Below are 12,653 nucleotides of genomic sequence, written 5' to 3' on the forward strand. Positions count from 1 at the left end.
AGGAAACCTGACCGGCTTTTCAGCAGTGCATCAACGATTAATCGTTGTCAGAACCGCCCAGACCTGCGTTCAGCAGCTCTGCCAGGTTGGCAGATGCTTCTTCCACGCTCACCTGCGGTGCCGCCGGCAGTTCGCCAGCAGCGCGACGGCGCATACGATCCTGGTGGTACGCATAACCGGTACCGGCCGGGATCAGACGACCCACGATGACGTTCTCTTTCAGACCGCGCAGTTCGTCGCGTTTGCCCGCAACGGCTGCTTCGGTCAGCACGCGAGTGGTCTCCTGGAACGATGCCGCGGAGATGAAGGACTCGGTGGCCAGAGACGCTTTGGTGATACCCAGCAGATCGCGGGAGAACGTTGCGCCCACTTTGCCGTTCGCTTCCAGTTCGCGGTTCGCGATCTTGACGCGGGAGTATTCCACCTGCTCGCCTTCGAGGAAGTCGGAGCTGCCTGCGCTTTCGATGGTGGCTTTACGCAGCATCTGACGAACGATAACTTCGATGTGTTTATCGTTAATCTTAACGCCCTGCAGACGGTATACGTCCTGGACTTCGTTAACAATGTAACGGGTCACAGCATGTACGCCACGCAGACGCAGAATGTCGTGCGGCGCTTCCGGACCGTCGGAAACCACGTCACCACGTTCTACACGTTCACCTTCGAACACGTTGAGCTGACGCCATTTCGGAATCATCTCTTCGTACGGTTCGCTACCGTCTACCGGGGTGATAACCAGGCGACGTTTCCCTTTGGTTTCTTTACCGAAGGAAATGATACCGCTGATTTCAGCCAGGATTGCCGGCTCTTTCGGACGACGTGCTTCGAACAGGTCCGCAACGCGCGGCAGACCACCGGTGATGTCCTTGGTACCGCCGGATTCCTGCGGAATACGCGCCAGGGTGTCACCAGAGCTGATCTGTACGCCATCTTCCAGCTGAACAATCGCTTTACCCGGCAGGAAGTACTGAGCCGGCATATCGGTACCTGGGATCAGAACGTCGTTGCCCTGAGCATCAACGATTTTCAGCGCCGGACGCAGATCTTTACCACCTGCGGTACGTTCTGCAGAGTCCAGAACCACCAGCGAAGACAGACCGGTCAGCTCGTCGGTCTGACGAGTAATGGTCTGGCCGTCGATCATGTCAGTGAAGCGGATGAAACCGCTGACTTCGGTGATAACCGGCATGGTGTGCGGATCCCAGTTTGCGACGGTTTCACCGCCGACAACCTGCTCACCGTCGCCTTTCGCCATAACCGCACCGTAAGGCACTTTATAGCTCTCTTTGGTACGGCCGAATTCGTCGATCAGTTTCAGCTCGGTGTTACGGGAAGTGATAACCAGTTTACCGCTGGAGTTCACAACCGACTTCGCGTTGCTGAGCTTGATGCTACCTTTGTTTTTCACCTGGATGCTGGATTCAGCAGCCGCACGAGATGCCGCACCACCGATGTGGAACGTACGCATCGTCAGCTGTGTACCCGGCTCACCGATGGACTGTGCCGCGATAACGCCGATAGCCTCACCTTTGTTGATGATGTGGCCACGCGCCAGGTCACGACCATAGCAGTGCGCACATACACCAAAGTCGGTGTCACAGGATACAACGGAACGCACTTTGACGGAGTCAACGGAGTTCGCTTCCAGCAGGTCACACCAGTGCTCGTGCAGCAGCGTGTTGCGTGGAACCAGAATATCCGCGGTACCCGGCTTCAGCACGTCTTCCGCAGTCACACGACCCAGTACGCGATCGCGCAGCGGCTCTTTAACGTCGCCACCTTCGATAACCGGCGTCATGGTGATGCCTTCCAGGGTGCCGCAGTCGTCTTCAGTGACGACCAGGTCCTGGGCAACGTCGACCAGACGACGAGTCAGGTAACCGGAGTTCGCTGTTTTCAGTGCGGTATCCGCCAGACCTTTACGCGCACCGTGCGTGGAGATGAAGTACTGGAGTACGTTCAGACCTTCACGGAAGTTCGCGGTGATCGGCGTTTCGATGATGGAGCCATCCGGCTTCGCCATCAGACCACGCATACCGGCCAGCTGACGAATCTGTGCAGCAGAACCACGCGCACCGGAGTCGGCCATCATGTAGATGCTGTTGAAGGAAACCTGCTGCTCTTCCTGACCGTCACGGTTAATCACGGTTTCGGTTTGCAGGTTATCCATCATCGCTTTGGATACACGATCGTTCGCCGCAGCCCAGATATCGATAACTTTGTTGTAGCGTTCGCCCGCGGTCACCAGACCGGACTGGAACTGTTCCTGAATCTCAGCAACTTCCGCTTCCGCTTCGCTGATGATTTCGTATTTTTTCTCCGGGATGACCATGTCATCGATACCAACGGATGCACCTGAACGCGCTGCGTAAGCAAAGCCGGTGTACATCGTCTGGTCCGCGAAAATAACGGTCGGTTTCAGGCCCAGAATACGGTAACAGGTGTTCAGCATCTTGGAGATCGCTTTCTTACCGAGCGCCTGGTTCACGATAGAGAACGGCAGACCTTTCGGTACGATCATCCACAGAATGGCACGGCCAATGGTCGTGTCTTTCAGGCTGGTTTTCGCGACAAACTCACCATTGTCGTCTTTTTCGTATTCAGTGATACGCACTTTAACGCGCGCATGCAGAGAGGCCAGGCCGGCGCGATAAATACGCTCAGCTTCTTTCGGGCCAGTCAGCACCATGCCTTCGCCTTTGGCGTTAACACTGTCACGGGTCATGTAGTACAGACCCAGTACAACGTCCTGAGACGGAACGATGATTGGTTCGCCGTTCGCCGGGGACAGGATGTTGTTGGTAGACATCATCAGCGCACGCGCTTCCAGCTGGGCTTCCAGCGTCAGCGGTACGTGAACAGCCATCTGGTCACCATCGAAGTCGGCGTTGTATGCCGCACAAACCAGCGGGTGCAGCTGGATGGCTTTACCTTCGATCAGAACCGGTTCGAATGCCTGAATACCCAGACGGTGCAGGGTCGGCGCACGGTTCAGCAGAACCGGGTGTTCGCGGATCACTTCGTCCAGGATATCCCAAACGACAGCTTCTTCGCGCTCAACCATCTTCTTAGCGGCTTTGATGGTGGTGGCCAGGCCACGCAGTTCCAGCTTGCCGTAGATGAACGGTTTGAACAGCTCCAGCGCCATTTTCTTCGGCAGACCGCACTGATGCAGACGCAGGTATGGACCTACGGTGATAACAGAACGACCGGAGTAGTCAACACGCTTACCGAGCAGGTTCTGACGGAAACGACCCTGTTTACCTTTGATCATATCGGCCAAAGATTTCAGAGGACGTTTGTTAGAACCGGTGATCGCACGACCGCGACGACCATTGTCCAGCAGGGCATCTACCGCTTCCTGCAGCATACGTTTTTCGTTGCGTACGATGATATCCGGCGCAGCCAGATCCAGCAGACGTTTCAGACGGTTGTTACGGTTGATCACGCGACGATACAGATCGTTGAGGTCAGACGTCGCGAAACGACCGCCATCCAGCGGAACCAGCGGACGCAGATCTGGCGGCAGTACCGGCAGAACGGTCAGGATCATCCACTCCGGCTTGTTGCCAGACTGTACGAAAGCTTCCAGCAGCTTAATGCGCTTGGTCAGCTTTTTACGCTTGGTTTCGGAGTTGGTTTCGTTCAGCTCTTCACGCAGCTGCTCGCACTCCTGCTCCAGATCCATATTGCGCAGCAGCGCCTGGATCGCTTCCGCACCCATCTTCGCGTCGAATTCGTCACCGAACTCTTCCAGCGCGTCCAGGTACTGTTCTTCCGTCAGAATCTGGTTGCGTTCGAGGTTGGTCATGCCACCTTCGATAACCACATAGGATTCAAAGTACAGTACACGTTCGATATCGCGCAGCGGCATATCCAGCAGCAGGCCGATACGGGACGGCAGAGATTTCAGGAACCAGATGTGCGCAGTCGGACATGCCAGCTCGATGTGGCCCATGCGCTCACGACGCACTTTAGTCTGGGTCACTTCAACGCCGCACTTCTCACAGATCACACCGCGGTGTTTCAGGCGCTTGTACTTACCGCACAGGCACTCATAGTCTTTTACCGGCCCAAAGATACGGGCGCAGAAAAGGCCGTCACGCTCAGGTTTGAACGTACGGTAGTTAATGGTTTCCGGCTTTTTAACTTCACCGAAAGACCATGAACGGATCATGTCTGGCGAAGCCAGAGCAATTTTGATCGCATCAAACTCTTCGGTTTTAGTTTGCGCTTTCAGAAACTTTAATAAGTCTTTCACGGATTTGCTCCCGTCGGAGTTAGCACATTCCGCTGCCGGGCGTTAACCCGGCAGCAGTGACCTGTTTGAGCGAGAATTACTCGTCTTCCAGTTCGATGTTGATGCCCAGCGAGCGAATTTCTTTCAACAGTACGTTGAAGGATTCCGGCATGCCCGGTTCCATCTGGTGATTGCCGTCCACGATGTTTTTATACATCTTAGTACGACCGTTCACGTCATCAGACTTAACGGTGAGCATTTCCTGCAGGGTGTAAGCTGCGCCGTATGCTTCCAGCGCCCACACTTCCATCTCACCGAAGCGCTGACCACCGAACTGCGCCTTACCACCCAGCGGCTGCTGAGTAACCAGGCTGTAAGAACCGGTGGAACGCGCATGCATTTTGTCGTCGACCAGGTGGTTCAGTTTCAGCATGTACATGTAACCCACGGTTACCGGACGCTCGAACTGCTCACCGGTGCGGCCGTCGAACAGGGTGATCTGACCGGAAGTCGGCAGGTCGCCCAGCTGCAGCAGCGCTTTAATTTCCGCTTCTTTCGCACCGTCGAACACCGGCGTTGCGATCGGCATACCTTTACGCAGGTTTTCAGCCAGACGCAGAACTTCTTCATCGCTGAAGGTATTCAGGTCAACTTTCTGACGAACGTCAGCGCCCAGATCGTAGGCACGCTGGATGAACTCGCGCAGTTTCGCGACTTCCTGCTGCTGTTTCAGCATGGCGTTGATCTTATCGCCGATGCCTTTCGCAGCCATACCCAGGTGAGTTTCCAGGATCTGACCGATGTTCATACGAGACGGTACGCCCAGCGGGTTGAGGACGATATCTACCGGCGTACCGTTAGCATCGTGCGGCATATCTTCGATCGGGTTGATCTTAGAGATAACACCCTTGTTACCGTGACGACCCGCCATCTTGTCACCAGGCTGGATACGGCGTTTAACGGCCAGGTATACCTTAACAATCTTCAGCACGCCCGGTGCCAGATCGTCGCCTTGGGTGATTTTGCGGCGTTTCGCTTCGAGTTTTTTCTCGAACTCGTGTTTCAGTTCGTCGTACTGCTCAGCCAGCTGTTCCAGCTGATTTTGTTTCTCTTCGTCGGTCAGACCCAGTTCCAGCCAGCGATCGCGCGGCAGTTTGTCGAGCTTCTCAGCTTCAACGCCACCGGAGACCAGCACCGCGTAGATACGACTGAACAGACCGGCTTCGAGGATCTGCAGTTCTTCAGACAGGTCTTTTTTGGCCTGCTTCAGCTGCATCTCTTCGATTTCCAGCGCACGTTTGTCTTTTTCTACGCCGTCACGGGTAAAGACCTGAACGTCGATAACGGTACCAGAGACACCGTTCGGTACGCGCAGAGAGGAGTCTTTAACGTCAGACGCTTTCTCACCGAAGATCGCACGCAGCAGTTTCTCTTCCGGCGTCAACTGGGTTTCACCTTTCGGCGTAACCTTACCAACCAGAATGTCGCCGCCGGTCACTTCCGCACCGATATAAACGATACCGGACTCATCCAGTTTGGAGAGCGCAGCTTCACCCACGTTCGGGATGTCAGCGGTGATCTCTTCCGGCCCCAGCTTGGTGTCACGGGACACGCACGCCAGTTCCTGAATGTGGATAGTGGTGAAACGGTCTTCCTGGACAACACGCTCGGAAACGAGGATGGAGTCTTCGAAGTTGTAGCCGTTCCACGGCATGAACGCTACGCGCATGTTCTGACCCAGCGCCAGCTCACCGAGGTCGGTGGACGGGCCGTCGGCCAGCACGTCGCCGCGCTCAATAGGTTCGCCCAGGGACACGCAAGGCATCTGGTTGATGCAGGTGTTCTGGTTAGAACGGGTGTACTTAGTCAGGTTATAGATGTCGATACCTGCTTCGCCCGGGTACATCTCGTCTTCGTTAACTTTGATAACGATACGGGAGGCATCCACGTACTGAACAGTACCGCCACGTTTAGCCACCGCAGTAACACCGGAGTCGACGGCCACAGCACGTTCCATACCGGTACCAACCAGCGGCTTATCAGCGCGCAGAGTCGGAACGGCCTGACGTTGCATGTTTGCACCCATCAATGCACGGTTGGCGTCATCGTGTTCCAGGAACGGGATCAGGGACGCACCGACGGATACCACCTGCTGGGTGGATACGTCCATGTAGTCAACCTGGTCACGGCTGAACAAGCTGGATTCGCCTTTGCTACGGCAGGTCACCAGATCTTCTACGAAGTGGCCGTTTTCATCCAGGTTGGAGTTCGCCTGAGCGATAACGTAGTTGCCTTCTTCGATAGCAGACAGGTAGTGAATTTCGTCAGTAACCACACCGTCGGTCACTTTACGATACGGCGTCTCAAGGAAGCCATATTCGTTGGTCTGCGCGTACACGGACAGGGAGTTGATCAGACCGATGTTCGGACCTTCAGGCGTTTCGATTGGACATACGCGACCATAGTGAGTCGGGTGTACGTCTCGAACTTCGAAGCCTGCGCGCTCACGGGTCAGACCGCCTGGGCCGAGTGCGGAGATACGACGTTTGTGCGTGATCTCAGACAGCGGGTTGTTCTGGTCCATAAACTGAGACAGCTGGCTGGAACCAAAGAACTCTTTCACTGCTGCGGAAATCGGCTTGGCGTTGATCATATCCTGAGGCATCAGGGTATCCAGATCGCCCAGAGACAGACGCTCTTTCACCGCACGCTCTACACGTACCAGGCCAACGCGGAACTGGTTCTCCGCCATTTCGCCAACGGAACGGATACGACGGTTACCGAGGTGGTCGATATCGTCCACTTCGCCTTTACCGTTACGGATATCGATGAGCTTCTTCATCACTTCAATGATGTCGTCTTTGCTCAGGATACCGGAACCTTCGATTTCGTCGCGCAGCAGAGAACGGTTGAACTTCATACGACCAACCGCGGACAGATCGTAGCGGTCTTCGGAGAAGAACAGGTTCTCAAACAGGCTTTCAGCGGCTTCACGAGTCGGCGGCTCGCCAGGGCGCATCATGCGGTAGATTTCTACCAGCGCGCTCAGACGATCGTTAGTCGGGTCGACGCGTACCGTTTCAGAGATGTATGGACCGTGGTCCAGATCGTTAGTGAACAGCGTTTCGATGCGCTTGTGGCCAGACTGGCTCAGCTTAGCCAGCAGATCCAGGCTCAGCTCCATGTTCGCCGGGCAGATCAGTTCGCCAGTCGCTTCATCGATATAGTCTTTAGCCGCCACTTTGCCCGCGATATATTCAACCGGCACTTCGATATGCTTGATATCGTCTTTTTCCAGCTGACGGATATGACGAGCCGTGATGCGACGGCCTTTCTCAACGTACACTTTGCCGTTGGCTTCGATATCGAAGGAGGCGGTTTCGCCGCGCAGACGCTCCGGAATCAGCTCCATCTGCAGCTTGTTGTCGCGAATTTCAAAGACCACTTTTTCGAAGAACAGGTCAAGGATCTGCTCAGTGGTGTAATTCAGCGCGCGCAGGATGATGGTAGCCGGCAGCTTACGACGACGGTCGATACGAACGAACAGGTTGTCTTTCGGGTCGAATTCGAAGTCCAGCCAGGAACCACGGTAAGGGATGATGCGTGCGTTATACAGAACCTTACCGGATGAGTGAGTCTTACCTTTGTCACTGTCAAAGAAGACGCCCGGGCTACGGTGCAGCTGAGAAACGATAACACGCTCGGTACCGTTGATGACAAAGGTACCGTTGTCGGTCATGAGCGGAATTTCGCCCATGTAGACTTCTTGTTCTTTAATGTCTTTGACGGTGCCTTCCGGCGCTTCGCGCTCGTAGATCACCAGACGCAGTTTTACGCGCAGCGGTGCAGAGTAAGTCACGCCACGGATCTGACATTCTTTAACGTCAAAAACCGGTTCGCCCAGACGGTAGCTGACGTATTGCAGCTCGGAATTACCGCTGTAGCTCTGAATTGGGAATACGGAACGGAAAGCAGCTTCCAGACCATACTGCCCTTCAGGATCTTGCTCGATAAACTTCTGGAACGAGTCAAGCTGGATAGAAAGGAGATATGGCACATCCAGAACTTGTGGACGTTTACCAAAATCCTTACGAATACGTTTTTTCTCGGTATAGGAGTAAACCATAGGGTTCCTCAGCTCGCTGACAAGTCGACCCATCTGCCCGCAGAGGGCAGTTTTTTATGCAACACTATTTTGTTGACCGGAAAATGGAACACTTTCCGCAATGCCTGTTGCTATCACGCTTAAACCATTTCATTGCGATTTACACAGCCCAGGAACCCTAACCTGTCGCAGTATATTAAGTCGTCGATAGAAACAAGCATTGAGAGGCAAACCAGTAGTCAAACAGCGTGAAACGCTACTGGCGCCTTACAGCGCAAAAAGGCTGGTGACCAAAAAGTCACCAGCCTCAGCCTGATTTCTCAGGCTGCAACCGGAAGGGTTGGCTTATTTAACTTCAACTTCAGCGCCAGCTTCTTCCAGAGATTTTTTCAGAGCTTCAGCGTCGTCTTTGCTGATGCCTTCTTTCAGTGCAGCCGGAGCAGATTCTACCAGGTCTTTAGCTTCTTTCAGACCCAGGCCAGTCGCGCCACGTACTGCTTTGATAACAGCAACTTTGTTAGCGCCAGCAGCTTTCAGAATTACGTCGAATTCAGTTTTTTCTTCAGCAGCTTCAACCGGGCCAGCAGCTACAGCTACAGCAGCAGCAGCGGAAACACCGAATTTTTCTTCCATTGCAGAGATCAGCTCAACAACGTCCATTACGGACATAGCGGATACTGCTTCAATGATTTGATCTTTAGTGATAGACATTTAAATTGTTCCTGAATATCAGAATAAGTTTATACGTAAGCGAATGCTTTACAAAGATAACTGCGATTAAGCAGCTTCTTTCGCATCGCGTACAGCAGCCAGAGTACGAACCAGTTTGCCAGCCGAAGCTTCTTTCATGGTTGCCATCAGGCGTGCAATTGCTTCTTCGTAGGTCGGCAGAGTTGCCAGGCGGTCGATCTGCGACGCCGGGATCAGCTCACCTTCAAAGGCAGCGGCTTTGACCTCAAATTTTGCATTCGCTTTCGCGAACTCTTTGAACAGACGAGCAGCAGCGCCCGGGTGTTCCATAGAGTATGCAATCAGGGTCGGACCAACAAACGTGTCTTTCAGGCACTCGAACTGAGTACCTTCAACGACGCGGCGCAGCAGGGTGTTACGAACAACACGCATGTATACGCCAGCTTCACGACCTGCTTTACGCAGTTCAGTCATTTTATCTACAGTTACGCCACGGGAATCCGCAACTACTGCAGACAGCGCGCCTTTGGCTACTTCGCTGACTTCAGCAACAATCGCTTGTTTGTCTTGAAGATTTAAAGCCATTAGCTTTGCTCCTGGATGTTTGCCAGAGCCTATGCTCTGGAACTCACTTCACTCAATTCAACGAAAAGAGCGTCTAAATACGGTGAGCAGAAACAAGCCAGAATATCCAAAAATAATCTTAGCGTTCTGTCACCGTCTACGCAGGGGATTAAGTTTCTTGCGAAACACCTGCGGTCTTCGACGGAGGCCTGGATAGGCCAGGCTCCAACGAACAATTCGGTTACCTGCTAACCATCGTTAGCAAACGTGGGCGAAGATTGTAGACAAATTCGCCGCCCACGTAAAGGCATTAGTTTGCAGAAGCGTTCAGGCCAGCCTGATCTACTGCAACACCTGCACCCATGGTGGTGGAGATGCTAACTTTCTTGATGTACACGCCTTTCGCCTGAGTCGGTTTTGCTTTTTTCAGCGCAACCAGCAGAGCTTCCAGGTTTTCTTTCAGTTTGTCAGCGTCAAAGTCCACTTTACCGATAGTGGTGTGGATGATGCCGTTTTTGTCGTTACGGTAACGAACCTGACCTGCTTTCGCGTTTTTAACCGCTTCAGCAACGTTCGGAGTTACGGTACCCACTTTCGGGTTCGGCATCAGGCCACGCGGACCCAGAACCTGGCCCAGCTGGCCAACAACGCGCATTGCATCCGGAGAAGCAATAACAACGTCAAAGTTCATTTCGCCTTTTTTGATCTGCTCAGCCAGATCTTCCATACCTACCAGCTCAGCGCCTGCAGCTTTAGCAGCTTCAGCGTTTGCACCCTGGGTAAATACGGCTACGCGAACGGAACGGCCAGTACCGTGCGGCAGTACAGTTGCGCCACGGACGTTCTGGTCAGATTTACGAGCGTCGATGCCGAGGTTAACGGCAACGTCTACGCTTTCGGTAAATTTAGCGGTGGCCAGCTCTTTCAGCAGAGCGATGGCTTCGTTGATGTCGTACTGTTTAGTTGCATCAACTTTCTCACGGATCACGCGCATGCGCTTGGTCAGTTTAGCCATTTCTTAGTCCTCCACTACCAGGCCCATGGAACGTGCAGTACCTTCGATGGAGCGAGTCATCGCTTCAATGTCGGCACCAGTCATGTCGGCAGCTTTGGTCTGCGCGATTTCCTGCAGCTGAGCGCGGGAGATTTTACCCACTTTATCTTTGTTCGGCTTACCGGAACCAGACTTGATGCCTGCAGCTTTCTTCAGCAGAACAGCAGCCGGCGGAGTCTTGGTAACAAAGGTAAAGGAACGGTCAGCGTAAACGGTGATAACAACCGGGATCGGCAGACCTTTCTCCAGGGAATCAGTTTTGGCGTTGAACGCTTTGCAGAATTCCATGATGTTCACGCCCTGCTGACCCAGTGCTGGGCCGACCGGCGGGCTCGGGTTCGCCATACCAGCTGCAACCTGCAGCTTGACGTAGGCTTGGACTTTCTTAGCCATTCTTAAATCCTCAAATTGGGTATTAACGCTTCAGAGAAGCTCCCCGTGATTAAACATCGTTTTACGGGCCGGGCCCATAAAAACAAAAGGCGCGAAATTGTATGCCAATTTCGCGCCCTATGCAACGATTAAATCGCTGCTTTTTTGATCGCCGGCTTACGCCTTCTCAACCTGGCTGAAGTCCAGTTCTACCGGAGTCGCACGACCGAAGATAGAAACGGAAACTTTCAGGCGGGACTTCTCATAGTCCACTTCTTCAACCACACCGTTAAAGTCAGCGAACGGACCGTCGTTAACGCGAACCATTTCGCCCGGTTCAAACAGCGTTTTCGGACGCGGCTTATCGCCAACCTGCTGCAGACGATTCATGATGGCGTCGACTTCTTTGTCGCTGATCGGCGCCGGACGGTCAGAGGTACCGCCGATGAAGCCCATCACGCGCGGCACGCTGCGCACCAGGTGCCAGCTTGCGTCGTTCATGACCATCTGGACCAGAACGTAGCCTGGGAAGAATTTACGTTCGCTTTTGCGACGCTGGCCGCCACGGATCTCAACCACTTCTTCGGTCGGGACCATGACTTCGCCAAATAACTCTTCCATGTTGTGTAATTTGATATGTTCACGCAGCGACGTGGCTACGCGACCTTCAAAACCGGAAAACGCCTGAACGACGTACCAGCGCTTTTTAGGAGCTTCAGACATCTCAGAACCTCAGGCCAGTGATAAAGGAGACCAGGCGAACCAGAATACCATCCAGTCCCCACAGGATCAGTGACATTACTGCAGTCACAGCAGCAACAATCAGCGTAGTATGCAGCGTTTCCTGGCGAGTCGGCCAAATCACTTTACGAACTTCGGTTCTCGCTTCGCGAGCAAAAGCAACGGTCGCCTTACCTTTCGTCGTCAACAGCGCGACGCCACCGGCAGCAGCAATAAGAATAACCACGGCCAGCGCACGCACCGCCAGCATAATGTCGCGATAAAGGAAGTTGCCCACGATCGCCACGATCAGCAGCACGGCAACGATAATCCACTTCATCGCTTCCAGGCCGCGCCCGCTCCCTTGAGCTTCGGTATTCGCACTCATAAACCAACCTGTCAGAAGTATTCTACAAACAATTTCACCCCGCGGGGGCGAGGCGATCCAAACCGAAATTAAGTTTCGGATTATACACTTAACTATTCAAATTGCTTCAACGCTGACGGTTTTGTCGCCCCTGCCCTGCTAACGCAAAGGAGGATGCTGATTGCCGTCGCACTATCGCTCGAATGGTTTGGTGTATAAACGCCCTCTTCAGAGCCTGTCTCAGCAATGATTATGACAAATAAAATCACTGATGAGCCAGGTTCTGGTGTGAAAGCGTGCAAAAAGGGCATCAAATGATGCCCTTTTATTGCGCATTGCGTCAAATGTTATCAGCGATTAGCCGAGAACTTTAGCAACCACGCCCGCGCCAACGGTACGACCGCCTTCACGGATTGCGAAACGCAGACCATCGTCCATCGCGATCGGGTGGATCAGGGTAACAACCATTTTGATGTTGTCGCCCGGCATTACCATCTCTACGCCTTCCGGCAGTTCGATGGTGCCAGTCACGTCAGTTGTA

8 protein-coding genes and 1 pseudogene are annotated in these 12,653 nt (G+C 53.7%); all 9 read right to left on the reverse strand.

Translation table 11 applies throughout. From position 1 onward, the window contains the following. Window positions 1-37 precede the first annotated feature (37 nt). Window positions 38-4,261, reverse strand: coding sequence for a DNA-directed RNA polymerase subunit beta' (gene rpoC / locus ACQUTI_RS25145; RefSeq protein WP_428923408.1), 4,224 nt, complete (start codon window positions 4,259-4,261; stop codon window positions 38-40). A 76-nt stretch (window positions 4,262-4,337) separates the two neighbouring features. Further along, a complete protein-coding gene (gene rpoB, locus ACQUTI_RS25150) occupies window positions 4,338-8,366 on the reverse strand; it encodes a DNA-directed RNA polymerase subunit beta (protein ID WP_004206758.1) in 4,029 nt (1,342 codons plus the stop codon). A gap of 324 nt (window positions 8,367-8,690) precedes the next feature. Beyond that, window positions 8,691-9,056 carry a 50S ribosomal protein L7/L12 gene (gene rplL, locus ACQUTI_RS25155; RefSeq protein ID WP_002884142.1) on the reverse strand — a complete coding sequence of 122 codons (366 nt, stop codon included), beginning with the start codon at window positions 9,054-9,056 and terminating at the stop codon, window positions 8,691-8,693. 66 nt (window positions 9,057-9,122) lie between these two features. Further along, the gene (gene rplJ / locus ACQUTI_RS25160; protein ID WP_001207203.1) at window positions 9,123-9,620 is read right to left on the reverse strand and encodes a 50S ribosomal protein L10; all 498 of its coding nucleotides are present in this window, start codon (window positions 9,618-9,620) and stop codon (window positions 9,123-9,125) included. 289 nt (window positions 9,621-9,909) lie between these two features. Next, window positions 9,910-10,614, reverse strand: coding sequence for a 50S ribosomal protein L1 (rplA, locus tag ACQUTI_RS25165; RefSeq protein ID WP_002884036.1), 705 nt, complete (start codon window positions 10,612-10,614; stop codon window positions 9,910-9,912). A gap of 3 nt (window positions 10,615-10,617) precedes the next feature. After that, entirely contained in the window at window positions 10,618-11,046 is a 429-nt protein-coding gene (gene rplK / locus ACQUTI_RS25170) for a 50S ribosomal protein L11 (protein WP_002884034.1), read from the reverse strand. Between the two features lie 156 nt (window positions 11,047-11,202). Then, window positions 11,203-11,748: a transcription termination/antitermination protein NusG gene (nusG, locus tag ACQUTI_RS25175; protein WP_001287521.1), complete on the reverse strand. Its 546-nt coding sequence runs from the start codon at window positions 11,746-11,748 to the stop codon at window positions 11,203-11,205. A gap of 1 nt (window position 11,749) precedes the next feature. After that, window positions 11,750-12,133 carry a preprotein translocase subunit SecE gene (gene secE, locus ACQUTI_RS25180; protein WP_002883772.1) on the reverse strand — a complete coding sequence of 128 codons (384 nt, stop codon included), beginning with the start codon at window positions 12,131-12,133 and terminating at the stop codon, window positions 11,750-11,752. Between the two features lie 336 nt (window positions 12,134-12,469). Then, window positions 12,470-12,653: pseudogene (gene tuf, locus ACQUTI_RS25185) on the reverse strand (elongation factor Tu); the annotation flags it as partial.

Origin of the sequence: Klebsiella sp. 7-CIP_Kleb., from assembly GCF_050378655.1 — a bacterium.
GTDB lineage: Bacteria > Pseudomonadota > Gammaproteobacteria > Enterobacterales > Enterobacteriaceae > Klebsiella > Klebsiella quasipneumoniae.

What these genes read in the sequence shown, in the direction of transcription:
- rpoB (WP_004206758.1), bottom strand. Translation starts at nt 8,366, where the DNA reads ATGGTTTACTCCTATACCGAGAAAAAACGTATTCGTAAGGATTTTGGT.
- rplA (WP_002884036.1), bottom strand. Translation starts at nt 10,614, where the DNA reads ATGGCTAAACTGACCAAGCGCATGCGCGTGATCCGTGAGAAAGTTGAT.
- secE (WP_002883772.1), bottom strand. Translation starts at nt 12,133, where the DNA reads ATGAGTGCGAATACCGAAGCTCAAGGGAGCGGGCGCGGCCTGGAAGCG.
- rplK (WP_002884034.1), bottom strand. Translation starts at nt 11,046, where the DNA reads ATGGCTAAGAAAGTCCAAGCCTACGTCAAGCTGCAGGTTGCAGCTGGT.
- nusG (WP_001287521.1), bottom strand. Translation starts at nt 11,748, where the DNA reads ATGTCTGAAGCTCCTAAAAAGCGCTGGTACGTCGTTCAGGCGTTTTCC.
- rplJ (WP_001207203.1), bottom strand. Translation starts at nt 9,620, where the DNA reads ATGGCTTTAAATCTTCAAGACAAACAAGCGATTGTTGCTGAAGTCAGC.
- rplL (WP_002884142.1), bottom strand. Translation starts at nt 9,056, where the DNA reads ATGTCTATCACTAAAGATCAAATCATTGAAGCAGTATCCGCTATGTCC.